Origin of the sequence: Congregibacter litoralis KT71, from assembly GCF_000153125.2 — a bacterium.
GTDB classification, from domain to species: Bacteria; Pseudomonadota; Gammaproteobacteria; order Pseudomonadales; family Halieaceae; genus Congregibacter; species Congregibacter litoralis.
In genome coordinates this window covers 2,719,886-2,740,394 of the sequence record NZ_CM002299.1, presented here as the reverse complement: position 1 = coordinate 2,740,394, position 20,509 = coordinate 2,719,886, and the positions used below count along the sequence as shown (strand labels likewise).

The following is a 20,509-nucleotide window of genomic DNA, read 5'->3' as shown; positions in this document are numbered from 1 at the left end:
TGTGCAAGGCTTGGTGTCTAGGCGCTGTCGTGAGTTCCAGGATCTCAGTGCTGATGCCCACCCGGACCGTGGGCATGGCGATGCGCGATCTCTTCGCTGGACGCGGGGCGGACGTCCAGAATCTCGATATCGAAGGTGAGGTCCTGACCGGCGAGGGGATGGTTGGTGTCCAGGTCAGCGCTGAACTTTCCGGCTTTAAGCACCGTTGCGGGGCGCTGCCCCTGTTCTGTATTCACCGCTACGACCATGCCCGGGCGTAAGCGTCCCTTGAAAAGCAGGTGTTTTATGGGGATGCGCTGCTGTCGCTGAGGGTCCCGCTCTCCGTAGGCATCCGCCGCGGCGAGGCTGACGCTAAAAACGTCCCCGGCGCTTTTACTCGCCATACTCTTTTCAAGCCCCGGCATGATGTTGTTGGCACCATGGAGATACACGCTGGGCGTGTCACTGCGGGAGGTTTCCAGCTCCTCGTTGTCTGTGTTGCGGAGCGTGTAGTGGAAGCTGACAACGGTATTACGTTCTATATTCATGAATAAATGGTCACAGCAGATGGGAATGGGATTACAGGCTAAATCGGCGCTCCAGGCAAGGCTTGAGCGTCTGCTGTCCTCAACAATCCGAAGTTTAGGCTCGTCCCATTGAACTAAACGACGGAGGAAGGCGTACTCTGCACTTTACAAAACAGCTCATGGATTCCTTATGCCAACGATAGAGAAGTACGACATTTTGCTTTACGGCGCCACGGGGTTTACCGGTCAGCTCGTTGCGCGGTATCTGGACAGGCATCCGGATCTTGAAGGTCGCTCCTGGGCCATCGCCGGCCGCAACACGGTAAAGCTCCAGGCTCTCGAGAAGACGCTATCGGGCAAAAAGCCGGGCGTTGTCACTTGCGATCTGGATGATGCAGCCGCTGTCGAGGCCATGGTGGCCTCGGCCCGCGTGATTATCTCCACCGCCGGGCCTTACTCCACGCACAACGGCGAGAGTCTATTGAGCGCCTGCGCCCGGGCGGGTGTGCACTACTCGGACCTGTCGGGCGAGGGTTTCTGGCAGCGTGAAATGATCGATGCTTATCATGAGCTTGCCAAGGGCAGTGGTGCGAGGATTGTCCTCGGTGGAGGAGTGGACTCTATTCCCAGTGATCTGGGTGCCTTTCTGGCATTGCGCGCTCTGGATATCGATGAGGTTGGAGACGGCCCTGTGCGGGTCACCGGCAAATACACCCAATACAGCGGCTCATTTTCCGGAGGCACCCTCGCCTCAGGGAAAGCACGCCAGGCGGCGATCAGGAGTGGCCGCATGACCAGAGAGGCAATGAACGACCCGTATATCCTGGCTCCGGGGGCGAGGCCCTGTGAGGGCGAGGAGATGACGCCGGACGGTATGCCGGCGCGTTTCCTGCGCAAAAGGGAGCCGGGCTATGGCCTGATGCTGCCGTTTTTCATGGCAGCGATTAACGCCCCGGTGGTAAGACGTTCCCTTGCCTTGCAGGGTTTGGACGGCCGTGTGAGCTATCGGGAGTGTTGCTCCCCGGGCATGTGGTCGCGCATCAGCTGGCTTTACTTGAGTCGCGGCTTTGGCGTTCCCCTGGGGGAGCCTATCAAGCTGCTGCCCAAGTCCGGGGAGGGTCCGCCAAAGTGGATGCTCAAGCAGGGGGCATTTTCCGTGGAGGTAACCGCCGAAGCGCATGACGGCCGCATTGCCAAGGCCGTGGTTGCCGGACAGGGAGATCCCGGTTACGGCGCGACCTCCAAAATGCTGGCGGAGCTGGGTCTGTGCCTGCTGCTTGACGAAAAAAAGGCTCCGAAGACTGCCGGCGTGCTCACACCGGCCACTGCCCTGGGTAATGCTTTGGTCGACCGACTCAACAGCGCGGAGGATGGACGATTTATGGAGCTGTACTCGGCGGGGTGATCGCCTCAAAAAGGAATATCGTCGTCGCCTACCCCGGGGCCGGGGCCAGGGGCACTCGCCGTCGAAAAATACTCGTCTGCGGCCGGGTTGCCGCCGGCGCTATCACTGTCCTGAGCGACGATTTTCCAGCCCTGGAGATTATTGAAGTACCTGCCGTTGTACTCCCGGCCGCGAATGTCGAAGGTGACCGTGACTTCCATACCCTCGGATAGAGCGTCAAGCAAAGCGACCTTATCCTGAACAAACTCCAGGTTGATCTCCTGAGGATATTTACCATCCTCTACCGTGACCACCATCTCCCGCTTCGTAAAACCGCTCTCAAAGGTCTTGGGTTCCTGGATCAGTTTGACCTTTCCCGTGAGTTCATACGCCATTCGTTGTTTCCTTTCCTTGCCTGTCTTTGGGATTGTTTAAATCGGGGCTCCGGGTCACGGCATCAGCTCGCGACCTCAAAAGCTGCTTTTAAAAAGTCTATGCCGTCAGTATCAGAACGGATACGGCATACACCGTGGTGATTACCGTCAGAGGAGTGAACCACGAGGGTTTTACAACAATGCCCAGGGCCAGCAGTGCTCCCAGGCCCGCAAGCACGATGGATGGTGTTGCTGCGTTACCCAGAAGCCGGATGTTGTAGTAGGGGCCCACGGCAAAATAGGCGACCATAAAGGCGGCCGATACGCGGCCCAGGGATTGGCTATGATCCAGAAAGTTGAGCTCAAGGTCGTTCTCCAGATCGTAGTCCTCCACGGGCAGTGCCAGTTCCGCGGCGCCGTAGACAAAAATGGTGCCGGCCACCAGGAACAAAAAATCGACAATGGCCCACTGCTCAAAATTGCGCAGTGCCCAGCCCACCCACCACATCTGCAAGGCAAACAGCATGATGCTCAGGGCCCAGAGCGCGGTGGCCCAGTGAAACTTGATGCGTTTGTGGGCTCGGATAAGCCCCCCCATGTGACCGAGGAGTCGGGTAATCGCCAGTCCCAGAATGATCGAGATGGCGACGAATACGTACTCGTGCTGGGTCAAGAGCGAACGCCCCCTTTGATACCTGTGATGTGCTCCGCGGGCGTGATTCTACGGGGCAGGGCAGAGGAGTGCTATAGCGCGGTTGTTTTTGCGAGTAATGGCGCTACCTAAGCCGAGCAAGGTTGGCAGAAGAGCGTGTCTGCAACTTGCGATCTCAGTCTATCTGGGCGGTTACTAATTCCGTCCGATACCTTTCCAGGAGCAGTTGGTCCGAGGGAGACCAGAGTTGCTTTCCGCGGAGTCGGGCTTCTTCTAGTGGATGTTGATCTTGCCAAAACCTCGATACGGGCACACGGCAAGAATTACTGAGCTTGCTCGAATTTCACCTATGACTCTCGGATCTACAGGTAGCGTAGGCAGCAATCAGCTGCTCACGCCACTTGTCGTCTTCGCCCAGCGCGCCCAGGGCAGGGTAGACGGCAAAGACAGCGTCCACTTGGGTGCGATAGCTATCGCCTGCTTCGTTCAAGGCACGTCTTAAGGTCTCAGACAATGGATCAGAAAACCCGAGGTCGGTGCCGCGTTGGGACTGGCCGGTCTGAATGCACAGCCAGGCTGCAACCACCGTGGTTAGCGCGGTGACGGAATCCCGTTGCGCTAGTCTTTCTGCCAGCGGTGCCAGAATCCGTTGCGGTAGTTTTTGGCTGGAGTCGGTGGCGATCTGGACCAGCGCATGTTGAAGATGAGGGTTGCCGAATCGAAGCTTTAAGGAGGCCAAATAGGTCGTAAGGTTGAAGTCCTCTGTGTCCGGAAGTGTGGTCGCTGTCTCCCGCCACATTTGATCAACGAGCGACTCCAGACGGGGGTCGGAAATGGCTTCATGGACGAAACGGATATCCAGCCAGCTACCCAAACATGCCAGCGCCGTGTGGGCGGCGTTCAACAAACGCAGCTTACGCAGCTCCCAGGCGTCGACGTTGTCTACCCAGGTCACGCCGACCCGTTCGAGCGCGGGTCGCTGCCCTTTGAAGTTGTTTTCTATAACCCACTGCGAGAACTGCTCTGTAATAGCCAGACCGTGGTCTTCCAGGCCCGTGAGTTTTTGCGTCTCATCTCGATCAGCCGCGGTGACCGCAGGAGCAATCCGGTCGACCATCGAATTAGGGAAGCTAACATTGTCCCCTATCCATTCAGTCAATCCGGCTTCGTGATGCTCAGCCATTGCTAACACCGCCCGTCGAGTGACGTCGCCATTGTGGGACAGATTGTCGCAAGACAATATGGTAAGGGGTTGTCCTTTCTCCCGGTATCTCCGCCGGAGTCCGGCAAGAAGAGAGCCGATGGCGGTGCAGGGATGCTCGAGTGATACCAGATCGCGCTTCACGTCTTCACGGTGGAGATCGAGATCGTCGTTGCCACCGTTTTGGCAGTAGCCCTTCTCGGTGATGGTGAGGGTTACCAACTGGGTATCCGGCCGAGCGATTGCCGAGGTCAATGCTTCGGGCTCCTCGAAGGCATTTACCACCTGCGTTAGCGACTGAACCACGGTGACATCACTGCCAGCCGCTGATCGCGCAACGTGTACATATAGTCCGTCCTGTGGGTTGAGTTGCTCGCCGGCGCTTTTACTGCGTAGGGAGGCGCCTTCAATAAGCCATGGGTACTCAGGTTCCAGGTGATTCAGCCTGTCGAAATACCAGGCTTGATGCGCTCGGTGGAAAGCCCCTACCCCTAGATGCACCACCTTGGGTTTGGGAGTTCTGTCATACGTTTCGGGCTGCAGGGCGCGCGGCAATCGTTGCAGCTTGTCTTTGTTCAGCCGATACACCGGGCTTCCTCATCAGTGCAAAAAAAGGGACCGCGTCCTGCGGTCCCTACCAGTGAATTTGCGTTCTAGGCAATTGGGGGCTTAAGTCTTGATCGGGACAGCTCAGAACGACCAGCGAGCGCGAATCCCGGCATACTGCTGGGAGTTCCGCGGCAGTATGTGAGTCATTACCGGAGAGCCGCCGTAGAAACCCGAGTTGTCGTTGATGAAACTCGCGTAGCGCTCATCAAACGCATTGTTGATGAAGGCGGTAATTCGATACTTGCCGTCATTCTCCGCAATGCCGAAAGTGAAATTGGCAATTCCATAGCCATCCTGCACTGTTCGGGGGTTGGCAAAGAGGTCGAAGTTCACATCGTCCTGGTAGCTATAGTTGGCATTTGCAAATAAGCCAAATGGCATTCCCGCAAGTGGGGTCTCGTAGGTCAGGCTCAGGTTGTATTTCCAGTCGGGAGAATTCGCCAGATCCTCGCCCCCCAGATCCTGTACACCGCCGATGCAGCCCTGGGCTTCTGTCTGGCCTGGATAGCAGTTGGCGCCACTGAAGGATTCGATGTTGGCGTCGACGAAGGCTGCGCTGGCATCGAGGCGCCAGCTGGCGCTGAGCTGCATGGCAAATTCGGCTTCGATACCTTGCGTACGCAATTCCCCAACATTGTTCAGGGCCACCACGATCCCGTCTTCCTGAGTCACTTCGATGCTTTGAGCCTGAAAGTCCTCGAAGTCGGTCATAAAGGCGACAAGACTGAATTGAGCGCGGCCGTCAATCACCGCTCCCTTCAAACCGGCTTCGTAGGAAGTCGCAGTCTCGGAGCCAACGGGGTTGTCGGCGCGATCTTGATTAAAGCCTGAGCTGACGTCGTAACCCTGTCCCTTGTAACCCGTGGAAACACTGGCAAATGCAGAAAGGTCGTCCCTCAGAAAGTATTGTATTGCGGCCTTGCCGACCGTGAATGTCTCCGAGTCATCACCTGTGTAGCTGGTGCCTGCTGCAGTGTCGTTAAAGAACACGTCAATTTCTTCACGTCCAACACGGCCGCCGAGACTAAGGTCCAGCTTTTCACTGAGGTGCCAGTTAAATTGGCCGAATAGAGCCATGTTGGTGTTGCCGGTGCCGGCGTCCCAGTCCGCCACAAACAGCGGCTGTCGATCAAACACACGGGTCGTGTCAGCACTTGAGTACCAGAGGCCAACGATGTAATCAAAGCTGTCGCTTTGCGGGGACTCGAGTCGAAGTTCTTGAGTTATTTGATCCGCTTCGAACGGTGCAATCTGGTAAATACCTCCGCTGAGTGCACCACCGGTAAACGCACCGGCAATGTCGAATTCCGTGCCGTCGACATCCTGCTCAAACAGGTAGCTCCAATCCTGGTAACTGGTGACGCTGACCAGATTGAAATCTCCAAGTGCGTAGCTGATTTTCATGGACGCGGACAGCTGCTCATTATCTGATACCGGTGCATAGTCGAGGCGCGTGTTGTAGTTGTCCTCGCCCGGGACCAGGCCTTCTGTAAACAAGTCCGTTGGGAAGGCACCGAACAGTAGCGATCCCTCGGGGATGTCGCGATAGGTGCTGACGCCACCTTTGATATTGCGCTCACTGTAATCGCCAACAAACTGGATCGAGAGATTGTCCGTCGGATCGATGACCAACTTTCCACGAATCCCGAATCCCTCATCGTCGTTGTATTGTTCGCCCAATGTAAAGTTGTTGATGTAACCATCACGTTGTTGGGTGTAGGCATTGATGCGGTAACCAGCGCGGTCACCAATTGGACCTGACAACGAGGCGTTGATGCGCAGCTCATCATCGTCGGTAGCCGCAGCTTCAATGTACCCTTCAAATTCCTGAGAGGGTCCTTTGGTTACGATGTTAACCAGTCCCGCGGAAGAGTTTTTGCCGAATAGGGTGCCCTGTGGCCCCCGGAGGACCTCAATGCGTTCGATGTCAGACAGTCCGTTGAAAGCCTGAGCCTGCTGCACTACGGGCACATCATCCACTATCACCGACACACTGGGTTCTACACCGATTGAGAACGCATAGGTGCCGATGCCGCGCAAATTAATGGAAGCGTTGGTCGCAGCGCCCGCATCTTTAACCGTCAACGATGGCGAAACAGCGGTAAGACCTCGGAAATCCGTAACTCCAGCGTCTCCAACATTTCTCCGGAAACAGCAGACACCGCGGCCGGTACCTCAAATACGCTTTCTTCGCGTTTTTGTGCGACGACTGTTACCACCTCTAACACAAGCCGTTCCTGAGCGTGGGTATCCGTGCTGAGACCGACGGATGAAGCAGCGACCGCGAGAGCCAGCAGCCGAGGTGTGAAACCATGAGTTTGGGTATTGAGCATGTTAGATGTCCTCTTGGGCGTGTCGTTATAATTTTGTTTTTCCGGAGGGTAACCGGTGTCGTATATTCGACGCAAGCATTTTTTCTACACGTTTTCATGGTGGTTATTGAGAGCTGCTGAGTGGCCTCGCTGCCAGCTTAAGTGGAGTCACTTTGTTTCGCTGCTCGAACGGGAGGCCGTCGCAGGTCTACGGACTCCGAAAGCTGGGATTGCCGTACAAGGCTGAGCGAAGGACTGGGCGCTATTTGTTACCCGGGATTGATACCGAGCTGCGCTCTACGATTTCTGCATCGAACTGCTGCACAGCCCCCGCTTTGCGCGTGATGTCTCCCGTTAGCATGGCGACTGCCAGGGAAGTCATGTCTTGCACGGGCTGGCGGACCGACGTGAGTGGGGGCCACAGTTGAGAAGCGACGGGAGAATCGTCAAAGCCCGTCACTGAGAGCTCTTCGGGTATACGAATGCCTAATTTGGCGGCGCTATGGAAAACGCCGGCGGCCATTTCGTCATTGGCACAAATGATCGCTGTCGCTTTATTAGTGAGTGTTAGTAGGTCGTTGCCCGCTTCTTGACCCGATTCAAAGGTGAACCCGCCGTAGCGAATCATCTCGTCATCAATGGCAAGTCCGTTGAGTGACAGCGCGTCGCGAACGCCAGCGAGTCGGCGCATTGTAGGTCCTGCGTTGGCAGGCCCGCCGATAAACGCAATGCGTGTATGCCCTAGCTTGGCCAGCTGGTTGGTAAGGGTGAGCGCTGCTGTACGGTCGTTGTACCGAATTTGCGGTACAGGGAAGTCGGCGTTATCGCCGGCGATACGCACGCTGGGCCAGTTTTGCTCGGCCAGTGCCGCGATTAGTGTTGCTGACTCGGACAGTGGCGGGGTCAGGATGAGCCCGTCGCAGCCAGAGCGCCGCATGAAGCGAATGAGTTCATCTGCAGCATCGAGATCGCTGCCCACGCTATGCATGACGATTTCGTAGCCTCGGCCGTTGGCGGCCATTTGAGCGCCCTTCAATATTTGCAAGACGTAGTTCGGGTTACGGTTGTTGTAGGCGACACCCAATAAAAGCGATCTTGCATTGGCCAGGGCTCGGGCTCTGCGATCGGGCTCATAGCCCACGTCCCGTATGATTTTCTGAATGTGTTTACGGGTCTTATCAGATACACCGCTTTCGTTGTTCAGTACCCGTGACACGGACTTCTTGGATACGCCAGCGAGTTTGGCAATTTCGTTGATCGTCGGGGTTGGCTTTGGGTGCGCTCAAGGTGCGGCTCCTAGGGAACAGGGAAGCATGATACCCCGTCGTAATCAGTGGCGGCCTTGATGTGAGAAACAATAGACACCGGTGTCGTATTTTATCTATGATGGTCCGTGTAAGTCACAAACATAAAAAAGGAGCACCGTATGATTCCTAAACAAGCCCTAAAGCACCTAACGACGGCAGTGGTGCTGGCTGCGATGTTTGGATCTCCGTCGACAATGGCGGCGGAAGAAAAAGAGACCGCAGAAGAAAGTACGCCATTCGACGCCCCCGCCATTGAGATGCCAGCGCCCGCGCCTGCCGTTTTAGGTTTTGTTGACGCACGGCGCAGCCAGTCGCTCAACGGTAAGTGGAATTTTATCGTTGACCCCATGGGCGTGGGGCAACCCGGCGGGTTCTTCGGTGGATGGGCTACGGACCGGGTGCCCGTCGATGAGTGGCAGGTGCTGGAGTACAACTACGCCGGTTCTCGCAAAATCAGTGTGCCAGGTGACTTCAATACTCAGTTTGAAGATTTACTTTTTTATCGCGATGGCGTTTGGTACCAGCGTTGGTTTGACGTCGAACCCAAGCCGGGCAAGCGATACCATTTGTGGTTTGGGGGGAGCAACTACACTACGTCTGTCTATTTGAACGGCACCCCTATGGCCAAACAGGTGGGCGGCTATGTGCCGTATTCCATTGATGTTACCGATGCTTTGAAGAGCGGTGGCAACGACTTGGTCATTAGTGTCAATAATCGACTTGAAAAGCATTCAGTCCCCACCCCCCGCACCGACTGGTGGCCCTATGGCGGTTTGATCCGCGACGTGATGCTTATAGAGACCCCAAGCGCCCATTTGGTGAATGCAAAGGTCGAGCTTGCAGATTTGTCGGGCCGGGTAGAGGGGGTTGTAGCTACGCAAGGTCTGCGGGCGGGTGACACCGTCACGGTGAGCATTGCAGAGTTAGATTTCTCTACTGAGGTGACCGTCGGAAGTGACGGGCAAGGCCAGTGGACCGCCATGCTGAAGCCTGAGCTATGGAGCCCCGAGAATCCCAAGCTATACGATGTGGAGTTTGCGACCGCCGATGAGCAACTTAGCGATCGCATCGGTTTTCGTCTGATTGAAGCTCGCGGCACCGAAATTTTCCTGAACGGCAAGCGCATCCGCTTCAAGGGCATTTCAACGCACGAAGAGCCGATTGGGCGCGACGGTGCAGCGTATTCGAAGGCGGACTTTGAGGCACTTTTCGGTGAGGCTAAGGCGCTCGGAGCCAATTTTGTTCGTGCGGCACATTACCCCTATGCCCGCCATGCGGCTCAGGTGGCTGACGAGTTAGGTCTAATGCTGTGGGAAGAGGTACCCATTTATTGGAACATCGCCTGGGAAAACCCAGAGACGCTAGAAATCGCCAAGGATCAAATCACTCGTCTGGTAACACGGGACTGGAACCGCGCTAGTGTCGTCATCTGGTCCGTCGCAAATGAGACCCCGTATTCAGAGCCGCGCATGGCGTTTCTGGAGGCATTGATTAACGAGGTGCGCTCTCTTGACGATACACGACTTGTTAGTGCTGCCCTGTTAGGAGATGTCAGCCGTGAACTGAAGGATGCGGCGCTATATCTCGCTGCATACGGCGCCGCCAGCGACGAGGTGTCAAAGCACGAGCGTGACATTTTTAAAGCCATGCTTGATAAAGCCGGCGATCATGCTCCGGCAGTAGGTTCCGGCTTCGAACTGGTAATCGATGATCCCCTCGGCGAACTGCTGGATGTAGTTAGCTACAACGAGTATTTCGGATGGTATTACGCCAGATTCATTGCGCCGCAGCTGGGTGTGAGCGAGAAGACCGTGCGCAAGCTTATGTTCAAGTTCATGGAGCACGTGGTGTTGAGCGCGGCCTTTGATAAGCCGATGCATATTTCTGAGTTTGGTGCTGGCGCCAAGTCGGGCAAACGGGGCGAGGGTCCCTGGACCGAGGAATATCAGGCTGAGGTTTATCGCGCCCAGTCACGGATGATCATGAACAGTCCTCAGATACAGGGCATGACGCCGTGGATACTCAAGGACTTCAGGGCCATGCTTCGCACTCTGCCGGGTATTCAGGACTACCGTAATCGTAAAGGACTCATCGACGAAAATGGTCAACGCAAGCAGGCCTTCTATGTGCTGCGTGACTTCTACGAAGGCTCTTGGGCGAACGTCGAGTAAGGGAGAGGTTATCTTGAGCAAGTCGCCAATATTGCAAATCAACCCGGACCGGCTGTTCCCTGTTGAGCCCTCTGTTCGTCGTTTGTGCGGGGAACTCTATGAGCAAGTGCGCGCAGCACCCATAATTTCCCCTCACGGCCATACCGATCCTGCCTGGTTTGCATGCGATACGCCGTTCGACAACGCGCTGTCATTGCTGGTTACCCCCGACCACTATTTGTTGCGCATGCTCTATAGCCGAGGTGTTGCACTGGAGGATTTGGGCGTGCCCGACCGTCAGGGCAGCGTGGTGGTCAGTCCGCGAGAAGGGTGGCGTAATTTTGCCCGACGCTACTATCTATTTACCGGCACCCCATCGAAGGTATGGCTGGATACCACCTTTGCTGAGGTGTTTGGCTTAACAGTGCAACTGGATGAGCACTCGGCCGATCTTTACTTTGACCACATCAATGAGTGCCTCAGTCAGGAGGCTTTTCGACCGCGGCAATTGCTGGATCGCTTTAATGTGGCATTCATTGCGACCACCGAGCACGCGCTCGATCCACTGTTGCATCACCAGGCTTTGGTCGAGCAGGGGCTTTCGACGCGGGTGACGACGACGTTCCGTCCCGATGATGTCCTCGATCCGGATTTTGACGGTTTTGCTGAGAACGTCGAACGATTGGGTGAGGTCACCGGTGAAACGGTGGCGAGCTATTCTGGCTACCTCAACGCCCTGCGCGCGCGACGAGCGGCTTTCCGTGCCGTCGGTGCAACCGCAACGGATCACGGTCCCGTCAGCCCGTTCACGGCCTGCCTGGCAGATGACGAGGCTGGGCGCCTCTACGGGCGTTGCCTTAGTGGAGCAGCCAGTGGGGACGAACGGAAGCTATTTCGTGGGCATATGCTGATCGAGATGGCGCGAATGAGCTTAGACGATGGCATGGTGATGCAGCTGCACCCGGGCTCTTCACGTAATCACAACTCAGCGCTATTTAACCGTTTTGGCCCCGATAAGGGCGCTGATATCCCCAGGCGTGTTGACTATTGCGAGGCCTTAAAGCCGTTGCTCAACGCCGTGGGAAATGAGCCTGATCTAGAACTCATTGTATTTACCCTCGACGAATCTAATTATGCCCGGGAGTTGGCGCCCTTGGCCGGTCATTATCCTGCGCTGCGACTTGGGCCGCCGTGGTGGTTTAACGACAGTCCTGAGGGAATGTTGCGCTTCAGACACTCCGTAACCGAGACGGCCGGTTTTTATAACACCGCAGGTTTCAATGACGATACTCGGGCACTATTGTCTATCCCGGCACGTCACGACATGGCTAGGCGCATGGATGCGCGGTTTCTTGCGCAACTGGTGACCGAGGGGCGTTTGTCCGAGGCAGAAGCGCTCAGGCTTATCACGACACTGACGACTGATCTGGTTGTTGAAGCCTATCGTTTGGGTGATCGCGTCGAACGCTTCACAGCGGCCTGACCTTCCCAATAGATTCTTCAAAGGATACCGATATGCAGGAAACATGGCGTTGGTTTGGTCCTCAGGATCCCATGGGGGGAGACGTGGAGTGGATTATCGTTGACCCATGGGCGTGGGGCACCCGGCGGGTTCTTCGGTGGATGGGCTCCTGACCGGGTGCCCGTCGATGAGTGGCAGGTGCTGGAGTACAACTACGCCGGTTCTCGCAAAATCAGTGTGCCAGGTGACTTCAATACTCAGTTTGAAGATTTACTTTTTTATCGCGATGGCGTTTGGTACCAGCGTTGGTTTGACGTCGAACCCAAGCCGGGCAAGCGATACCATTTGTGGTTTGGGGGGAGCAACTACACTACGTCTGTCTATTTGAACGGCACCCCTATGGCCAAACAGGTGGGCGGCTATGTGCCGTATTCCATTGATGTTACCGATGCTTTGAAGAGCGGTGGCAACGACTTGGTCATTAGTGTCAATAATCGACTTGAAAAGCATTCAGTCCCCACCCCCCGCACCGACTGGTGGCCCTATGGCGGTTTGATCCGCGACGTGATGCTTATAGAGACCCCAAGCGCCCATTTGGTGAATGCAAAGGTCGAGCTTGCAGATTTGTCGGGCCGGGTAGAGGGGGTTGTAGCTACGCAAGGTCTGCGGGCGGGTGACACCGTCACGGTGAGCATTGCAGAGTTAGATTTCTCTACTGAGGTGACCGTCGGAAGTGACGGGCAAGGCCAGTGGACCGCCATGCTGAAGCCTGAGCTATGGAGCCCCGAGAATCCCAAGCTATACGATGTGGAGTTTGCGACCGCCGATGAGCAACTTAGCGATCGCATCGGTTTTCGTCTGATTGAAGCTCGCGGCACCGAAATTTTCCTGAACGGCAAGCGCATCCGCTTCAAGGGCATTTCAACGCACGAAGAGCCGATTGGGCGCGACGGTGCAGCGTATTCGAAGGCGGACTTTGAGGCACTTTTCGGTGAGGCTAAGGCGCTCGGAGCCAATTTTGTTCGTGCGGCACATTACCCCTATGCCCGCCATGCGGCTCAGGTGGCTGACGAGTTAGGTCTAATGCTGTGGGAAGAGGTACCCATTTATTGGAACATCGCCTGGGAAAACCCAGAGACGCTAGAAATCGCCAAGGATCAAATCACTCGTCTGGTAACACGGGACTGGAACCGCGCTAGTGTCGTCATCTGGTCCGTCGCAAATGAGACCCCGTATTCAGAGCCGCGCATGGCGTTTCTGGAGGCATTGATTAACGAGGTGCGCTCTCTTGACGATACACGACTTGTTAGTGCTGCCCTGTTAGGAGATGTCAGCCGTGAACTGAAGGATGCGGCGCTATATCTCGCTGCATACGGCGCCGCCAGCGACGAGGTGTCAAAGCACGAGCGTGACATTTTTAAAGCCATGCTTGATAAAGCCGGCGATCATGCTCCGGCAGTAGGTTCCGGCTTCGAACTGGTAATCGATGATCCCCTCGGCGAACTGCTGGATGTAGTTAGCTACAACGAGTATTTCGGATGGTATTACGCCAGATTCATTGCGCCGCAGCTGGGTGTGAGCGAGAAGACCGTGCGCAAGCTTATGTTCAAGTTCATGGAGCACGTGGTGTTGAGCGCGGCCTTTGATAAGCCGATGCATATTTCTGAGTTTGGTGCTGGCGCCAAGTCGGGCAAACGGGGCGAGGGTCCCTGGACCGAGGAATATCAGGCTGAGGTTTATCGCGCCCAGTCACGGATGATCATGAACAGTCCTCAGATACAGGGCATGACGCCGTGGATACTCAAGGACTTCAGGGCCATGCTTCGCACTCTGCCGGGTATTCAGGACTACCGTAATCGTAAAGGACTCATCGACGAAAATGGTCAACGCAAGCAGGCCTTCTATGTGCTGCGTGACTTCTACGAAGGCTCTTGGGCGAACGTCGAGTAAGGGAGAGGTTATCTTGAGCAAGTCGCCAATATTGCAAATCAACCCGGACCGGCTGTTCCCTGTTGAGCCCTCTGTTCGTCGTTTGTGCGGGGAACTCTATGAGCAAGTGCGCGCAGCACCCATAATTTCCCCTCACGGCCATACCGATCCTGCCTGGTTTGCATGCGATACGCCGTTCGACAACGCGCTGTCATTGCTGGTTACCCCCGACCACTATTTGTTGCGCATGCTCTATAGCCGAGGTGTTGCACTGGAGGATTTGGGCGTGCCCGACCGTCAGGGCAGCGTGGTGGTCAGTCCGCGAGAAGGGTGGCGTAATTTTGCCCGACGCTACTATCTATTTACCGGCACCCCATCGAAGGTATGGCTGGATACCACCTTTGCTGAGGTGTTTGGCTTAACAGTGCAACTGGATGAGCACTCGGCCGATCTTTACTTTGACCACATCAATGAGTGCCTCAGTCAGGAGGCTTTTCGACCGCGGCAATTGCTGGATCGCTTTAATGTGGCATTCATTGCGACCACCGAGCACGCGCTCGATCCACTGTTGCATCACCAGGCTTTGGTCGAGCAGGGGCTTTCGACGCGGGTGACGACGACGTTCCGTCCCGATGATGTCCTCGATCCGGATTTTGACGGTTTTGCTGAGAACGTCGAACGATTGGGTGAGGTCACCGGTGAAACGGTGGCGAGCTATTCTGGCTACCTCAACGCCCTGCGCGCGCGACGAGCGGCTTTCCGTGCCGTCGGTGCAACCGCAACGGATCACGGTCCCGTCAGCCCGTTCACGGCCTGCCTGGCAGATGACGAGGCTGGGCGCCTCTACGGGCGTTGCCTTAGTGGAGCAGCCAGTGGGGACGAACGGAAGCTATTTCGTGGGCATATGCTGATCGAGATGGCGCGAATGAGCTTAGACGATGGCATGGTGATGCAGCTGCACCCGGGCTCTTCACGTAATCACAACTCAGCGCTATTTAACCGTTTTGGCCCCGATAAGGGCGCTGATATCCCCAGGCGTGTTGACTATTGCGAGGCCTTAAAGCCGTTGCTCAACGCCGTGGGAAATGAGCCTGATCTAGAACTCATTGTATTTACCCTCGACGAATCTAATTATGCCCGGGAGTTGGCGCCCTTGGCCGGTCATTATCCTGCGCTGCGACTTGGGCCGCCGTGGTGGTTTAACGACAGTCCTGAGGGAATGTTGCGCTTCAGACACTCCGTAACCGAGACGGCCGGTTTTTATAACACCGCAGGTTTCAATGACGATACTCGGGCACTATTGTCTATCCCGGCACGTCACGACATGGCTAGGCGCATGGATGCGCGGTTTCTTGCGCAACTGGTGACCGAGGGGCGTTTGTCCGAGGCAGAAGCGCTCAGGCTTATCACGACACTGACGACTGATCTGGTTGTTGAAGCCTATCGTTTGGGTGATCGCGTCGAACGCTTCACAGCGGCCTGACCTTCCCAATAGATTCTTCAAAGGATACCGATATGCAGGAAACATGGCGTTGGTTTGGTCCTCAGGATCCCATCACCCTTGAACAGATCCGACAGGCGGGTGCGACTGGCATTGTGAGCGCGCTTAACAATATAGCGACGGGAGAGGTGTGGCCGGCTGAGGAGATTGAACAGCGAAAGCGAGTGATTGAGGAGGCTGGGTTGACCTGGTCCGTGGTGGAGTCGGTACCCCTTCATAATGACATCAAAACTCGCTCCGGCGATTTTGAACGCATGATAGGAAACTACTGCGAGACCTTGAAAAACCTGGGAGAGCAGGGCATCCACGTGGTGTGCTACAACTTTATGCCGGTGGTCGACTGGACGCGTACCAATCTCCGTTACACATTGCCCGACCGCAGCGAAGCCCTGCGCTTTGATATTGTAGATTTTGCGGCCTACGACCTATACGTGCTGCGGCGACCCGGTGCCGACAAAGACTATCCCGCTGACGTGGTGAAGCGTGCGGAGGCTTATTATGAGTCACTGGACGAAGCCACAACTGAAGCGCTTGAACGAAACATCATTGCAGGCCTACCCGGTGGCGAGGGTAGCTACGATCGATCCAGCATTCTTGCCGCCATTGACCACTTCAATCAGTTTGATAACGACGCTTACCGACAGAATCTGATTGCTTTCCTTCGCGATATCACGCCCGCTGCTGAAGCGGCAGGCATCAAAATGGTCATTCACCCCGACGACCCCCCGTTTTCACTGTTTGGTTTACCGCGAGTGGTATCAACAGCGGAGGATGTTCGGAAATTGCGCGCAGCGGTGTCCAGCCCCAGTAACGGATTGACTCTGTGTGCCGGTTCATTCGGTGCACGTGGCGACAACGATTTGGTCGCTATCGCGAAGGAGTTTAGTGAGCACATTCACTTTGTACACCTGCGCAATATACGCCGTGAGTCTGATGGTTCATTCTACGAGTCCCCTCACCTGGATGGTGATAACGACATCGTGGGATTGGTGTCCGCTCTGCTGGATATTGAATTGAATGCTCGCGAAGACGGTCGCGTTATTGCTATGCGCCCAGACCATGGTCACACCATGAGTGCAGAGCAAAATGACCCGCGCTTGCAACCCGGCTATTCCTATGCGGGCCGAATGAAGGGGCTTGCCGAATTGCGAGGAGTTATCCACGCGTTGACACGGGTCAAGCAGACGGCGTTGGGATGAAGCCTTTGCTAAGCGTTGCGCGGCTTGGACTACCGTTACTGATCTTGGTGATCATGACCGGATGTCTGCCGCAGGAGCGGATGGTGGTGCTGCGCCTCGCCCATTCACTGGACACCGCGCACCCGGTGCACCGCGCCATGGAGGTTATGGATCGCCGCCTCCAGGAGCTTAGCGGTGACACCATGCGTATTGATATCTATCCCGCCGGGCAGTTGGGCAATGAGCGCGAACTGATCGAGCTGCTCCAAATTGGCAGTCTCGCGATGACCAAGGTTTCTGCCAGCCCACTCGAGGGATTCGTTCCCGAGATGAAGGTGTTCAACCTGCCTTACATATTTCGCGACACCCGTCACTACCACGCTGCCCTCGATAGTGACGTTGGTCGGGAGTTGCTTGCTGCTCCCACTTCGGTGCGTTTGCGCGGTCTGGGCTATTACGACGCTGGCGCGCGCTCCTTTTACACCGTAGATCAACCCGTGCACACGCCGGCAGATCTCGAGGGTCTTAAGATTAGGGTCCAGGAGAGTCCGACGGCTCTGGAGATGGTCGCGTCGCTGAGCGGGGCGCCAACGCCGATAGCCTGGGGCGAGTTGTATACTGCATTGCAACAAGGGGTTGTTGATGGTGCCGAGAATAATCTTCCTAGCTTTTATCTGTCAGGCCATTACGAAATCTGTAAGTACTTCACCCTTGATGAACACACCTCGGTACCCGATATCCTGTTGATTGGCACTCCAGCATGGAATGCGCTGAGCCAGCAGCAGCAAAAGTGGTTGCAGCGGGCGGTCGATGACTCTGTGGTTTACCAGCGCAAGCTATGGTCATCAGAGAGTGAGCGGGCCCTGCAGGCTGTTGTCGACGCCGGGGTCGAGATCATTCGACCCGATAAATCAGCCTTCAATAATCGGGTCGTGGGCCTGCGAGCTGCCCATGATGGCACGCCCTTGGGTGACTTGTTGGCGCGCATTGCCGCCTTAAAAACCAATGAAACGGCGGTAACGCCACTATGATGCCGGCCGCATTTTACGGGAAGCTGTTATTGGCTCTGGAGAGCGGTTTGCGTTGGCTGCTGATCATGCTCATGGCAGCGCTGGTCATGGCTGTTTCTTGGCAGGTTTTGTCTCGTTACGTTCTAACACAGCCAAGTTCCTGGACAGAGGAGGCATCGCGCTTTCTGTTGGTCTGGCTAAGCGTGTTGGGGGCCACCTATGCCTATCGCGGACGGATGCACCTGGCAATCGACCTATTGCCTCGCAAGCTCGGATCGCTTGGTAGGGCCCGGCTAGAGGTCTTCAACGCAGCCATGGTGGCTATTTTTGCGATGGCGGCGATGGTGTATGGCGGCGGATATCTCGTGATGATGACCTGGGAACTAAAACAGACTACGCCAGCGCTGGGTATCCCCATGGCGATGATCTATCTGGTGCTGCCCGTGAGCGGCGTACTTTTAACCCTGTTTGCTGCACTGCGGATTGGTGAAGAGATACAGGCTCAAACGACTGCACAGCGGGGTTAGAGGTAGCGATGACAGAAGCTATTCTGCTGTTGATGTTTTTCTTGTTGCTGACTTTGGGCGTGCCAGTGGCGTTTTGCATCGGTTTGGCTGCTGTTGCCGCCATGTTGGTATCCATTGATGTCACTCCGGCGCTTACCACGGTAGCTCAGCGCATGGCGGGCGGCATAAATAGTTTTGCCTTGCTCGCCATTCCACTGTTTATCCTCTCGGGTAATTTGATGAGCTCAGGCGGTATCGCGCAGCGCTTAATCACTTTTGCCCGAAGTTTTATTGGTGCGCTGCCCGGTGGCCTGGCGCTCGTAAACGTCATTTCCTGTGCCTTGTTTGGAGCGATTTCCGGCTCAGCCGTCGCGGCCACCTCGGCGGTGGGCGGCGTCATGGTGCCAGCGATGGAAGAGGATAACTTTCCTCGGGAGTTCAGTGCCGCGCTTACGGCTACTTCCGCGACCACCGGGCTGTTAATCCCGCCCAGCAACATCCTGATTGTCTATGCCGTTGCGAGTGGCGGCGTGTCGATAGCGGCGCTGTTCGTCGGCGGTTACCTTCCGGGTCTGTTGGTGGCGCTTTGTCTTATGGTTGTTTCTGCCCTGTATGCAAAAAGCAAGGGACTGCATGCACAAGGCCAAGTTAGCGCAAGCGTGGTGGTGCGCACCTTCGTGGAGGCAGCCCCTAGTCTTGCGCTCATCGTTATTGTGATTGGCGGCATTATTGGAGGTTTGTTTACCGCGACGGAGGCGGGAGCAATTGCCGTTTTGTATTCGCTATTGCTTTCTTTGCTGGTTTACCGGGAGGTGTCGGTCAGCGATTTGCCAGCGATCCTCCTCAAAGCCACCGAAACCACGGCGATCGTCATGCTGCTGGTGGGCACTTCTATCGCCATGTCCTGGCTGCTCGCGTTTCAGAACGTTCCGACAGTGGTGGCGGAATCGCTGCTGGCGGTGAGTGACAACCCGCTGGTGCTTTTTTTGTTGATTAACCTTGCACTGTTGGTGGTAGGTTCGTTTATGGACATGACGCCAGCCGTGCTGATTTTTACGCCTATCTTTCTTCCGATTGCCGTGCAACTGGATATGTCGCCACTGCATTTTGGCATCATGATGGTGCTCAACTTATCCATTGGATTATGCACCCCGCCCGTGGGTAGCGTGTTGTTTGTCAGTTGTGCCGTCGCCAAGACATCGCTTGAGCGAATGATAAAACCCCTGATGCCCATGTATGCGGCGATGGTGGTGGCACTATTGCTGGTCACTTTTGTACCCGAATTCAGTGAGGCGCTGCCGCGCTATTTTGGACTGTACGAATGAGCCTCAGCATACCGCAATCAGGTTTCGCCGCGATCGGCGAGTGCATGCTGGAGCTCAGGGAGGACGCTACCACGAATGAAAGCCACCCTGAGGTAAAGCTGTCTCTGGGATTCGGCGGTGACACCCTGAACACCGCGGTGTACCTCGCACGACTTGGTGTGCCGAGCACGTACGTGACTGCACTCGGTGATGATGCCCGGAGCCAGTGGCTATTGGATCACTGGGTACAAGAGGAAATCGATACCCATCTCGTCCGTCGCGTGCCCGGTCGTCGTCCCGGGGTTTACTGGATTACTACCGATGCTGCGGGAGAGCGATCTTTTGACTACTGGCGGGGTGAATCGCCTGCGCGGGAGTTGTTTGATGACCTGGCAGATGTCCAGGTGCTCACCCAAAATTTGTCGGCGTTCGGTATGGTTTATCTTTCGGGTATCACCTTATCGTTGTATTCAGCGGTAGCCCTCGAGCGCTTGTACACCATGTTGGAGGCATTGCGCGATAGCGGTGTGATAATCGGGTTCGACGGCAACTTCCGCCCCGCAGCTTGGACTGATTCTGAGAGCGCTAGAGCAGCGTTTGAGCGCGTCGCGCGTTTGGCGCACGTCGTGCTGCCGACCTTCGACGATGAGCTTATGCTTTTTGGCGATGATAGCCCTGAAGCCACTATCGCAAGATTGCGTGAATGGGGAGTAGACGAGGTTGTGGTTAAACTCGGTGGTGCGGGTTGTCTACTTGGTAGTGAAGGTACGCACAAGCTCGTGGCCACGCGGGCAGTTAGCGCACCCGTCGATACCACTGCCGCGGGAGATTCCTTCAATGCGGGTTATCTCGCCGCCCGGTATTTTGGCAAGTCTCTCCAGGAGGCAGCAGAAACCGGCAACCGACTGGCTGGATCCGTTGTTATGAACCGGGGGGCAATTATCCCTTTGGAGACCATGCCCGAGTTCACCTGATCGCCTGTCAGCTCTTCGGGGAAACGCGCCCCAGCTTAATTTTAACTGATGCGGGCCCAGGCCAAAGACCCGGGCAACCAGACTTATTTGTGTGCAGCCCAATGGGCGTTTTTTCCTTTCCGAGGCAAGCGTAAGAAAACTGTGGATACG

17 protein-coding genes are annotated in these 20,509 nt (G+C 56.0%); 10 read left to right on the top strand and 7 right to left on the bottom strand.

Going from position 1 to position 20,509, the window contains the following annotated elements; translation table 11 throughout:
• Positions 1–44: 44 nt before the first annotated feature.
• On the bottom strand, positions 45–527 hold the full coding sequence (locus KT71_RS12530; RefSeq protein WP_008295016.1) for an FKBP-type peptidyl-prolyl cis-trans isomerase: 483 nt from the start codon (positions 525–527) through the stop codon (positions 45–47).
• Between the two features lie 169 nt (positions 528–696).
• Between KT71_RS12530 and KT71_RS12525 the strand changes: the two genes are divergently transcribed.
• On the top strand, positions 697–1,911 hold the full coding sequence (locus KT71_RS12525) for a saccharopine dehydrogenase family protein (protein ID WP_008295017.1): 1,215 nt from the start codon (positions 697–699) through the stop codon (positions 1,909–1,911).
• A gap of 5 nt (positions 1,912–1,916) precedes the next feature.
• Here KT71_RS12525 and KT71_RS12520 read toward each other — a convergent pair whose 3' ends face one another.
• From KT71_RS12520 to KT71_RS12500, 6 genes are all read right to left on the bottom strand, one after another.
• Positions 1,917–2,285, bottom strand: a complete 369-nt coding sequence (locus KT71_RS12520; RefSeq protein ID WP_008295018.1) for a DUF3127 domain-containing protein — start codon at positions 2,283–2,285, stop codon at positions 1,917–1,919.
• 97 nt (positions 2,286–2,382) lie between these two features.
• Entirely contained in the window at positions 2,383–2,937 is a 555-nt protein-coding gene (locus KT71_RS12515) for a hypothetical protein (RefSeq protein WP_008295019.1), read from the bottom strand.
• A 322-nt stretch (positions 2,938–3,259) separates the two neighbouring features.
• Entirely contained in the window at positions 3,260–4,705 is a 1,446-nt protein-coding gene (locus KT71_RS12510; RefSeq protein WP_008295020.1) for a mannitol dehydrogenase family protein, read from the bottom strand.
• A 102-nt stretch (positions 4,706–4,807) separates the two neighbouring features.
• Positions 4,808–6,811, bottom strand: a complete 2,004-nt coding sequence (locus KT71_RS12505; RefSeq protein WP_008295021.1) for a TonB-dependent receptor — start codon at positions 6,809–6,811, stop codon at positions 4,808–4,810.
• Complete coding sequence (locus KT71_RS19755) at positions 6,808–7,059, bottom strand: hypothetical protein (RefSeq protein WP_023659736.1); 252 nt, start codon at positions 7,057–7,059, stop codon at positions 6,808–6,810. Before KT71_RS19755 ends, KT71_RS12505 begins: the two co-directional genes overlap by 4 nt.
• Before the next feature lie 241 nt (positions 7,060–7,300).
• Positions 7,301–8,287, bottom strand: a complete 987-nt coding sequence (locus KT71_RS12500; protein ID WP_274518445.1) for a LacI family DNA-binding transcriptional regulator — start codon at positions 8,285–8,287, stop codon at positions 7,301–7,303.
• A gap of 252 nt (positions 8,288–8,539) precedes the next feature.
• On the opposite strand from KT71_RS12500, the gene KT71_RS12495 reads away from it, so the two are divergent.
• The 9 genes from KT71_RS12495 (at position 8,540) to KT71_RS12455 (ending at position 20,359) form a co-directional block, all read left to right on the top strand.
• Complete coding sequence (locus tag KT71_RS12495) at positions 8,540–10,516, top strand: glycoside hydrolase family 2 protein (protein WP_169729156.1); 1,977 nt, start codon at positions 8,540–8,542, stop codon at positions 10,514–10,516.
• 13 nt (positions 10,517–10,529) lie between these two features.
• Positions 10,530–11,978 (top strand): glucuronate isomerase, encoded by a 1,449-nt coding sequence (gene uxaC, locus KT71_RS12490; RefSeq protein WP_040362337.1) that lies wholly within the window; start codon positions 10,530–10,532, stop codon positions 11,976–11,978.
• A 156-nt stretch (positions 11,979–12,134) separates the two neighbouring features.
• Positions 12,135–13,907: a glycoside hydrolase family 2 protein gene (locus KT71_RS12485; protein ID WP_051403812.1), complete on the top strand. Its 1,773-nt coding sequence runs from the start codon at positions 12,135–12,137 to the stop codon at positions 13,905–13,907.
• Between the two features lie 13 nt (positions 13,908–13,920).
• The gene (gene uxaC, locus KT71_RS12480; protein ID WP_040362337.1) at positions 13,921–15,369 is read left to right on the top strand and encodes a glucuronate isomerase; all 1,449 of its coding nucleotides are present in this window, start codon (positions 13,921–13,923) and stop codon (positions 15,367–15,369) included.
• 32 nt (positions 15,370–15,401) lie between these two features.
• Positions 15,402–16,586 carry a mannonate dehydratase gene (uxuA, locus tag KT71_RS12475; RefSeq protein WP_008295028.1) on the top strand — a complete coding sequence of 395 codons (1,185 nt, stop codon included), beginning with the start codon at positions 15,402–15,404 and terminating at the stop codon, positions 16,584–16,586.
• Positions 16,583–17,596 (top strand): TRAP transporter substrate-binding protein, encoded by a 1,014-nt coding sequence (locus KT71_RS12470; RefSeq protein WP_023659730.1) that lies wholly within the window; start codon positions 16,583–16,585, stop codon positions 17,594–17,596. Before uxuA ends, KT71_RS12470 begins: the two co-directional genes overlap by 4 nt.
• Positions 17,593–18,102, top strand: a complete 510-nt coding sequence (locus tag KT71_RS12465; protein ID WP_008295030.1) for a TRAP transporter small permease — start codon at positions 17,593–17,595, stop codon at positions 18,100–18,102. The genes KT71_RS12470 and KT71_RS12465 overlap by 4 nt, the downstream gene beginning before the upstream one ends.
• A gap of 8 nt (positions 18,103–18,110) precedes the next feature.
• Positions 18,111–19,406, top strand: coding sequence for a TRAP transporter large permease (locus KT71_RS12460; RefSeq protein ID WP_008295031.1), 1,296 nt, complete (start codon positions 18,111–18,113; stop codon positions 19,404–19,406).
• On the top strand, positions 19,403–20,359 hold the full coding sequence (locus tag KT71_RS12455; protein WP_008295032.1) for a sugar kinase: 957 nt from the start codon (positions 19,403–19,405) through the stop codon (positions 20,357–20,359). Before KT71_RS12460 ends, KT71_RS12455 begins: the two co-directional genes overlap by 4 nt.
• Positions 20,360–20,509 lie beyond the last annotated feature (150 nt).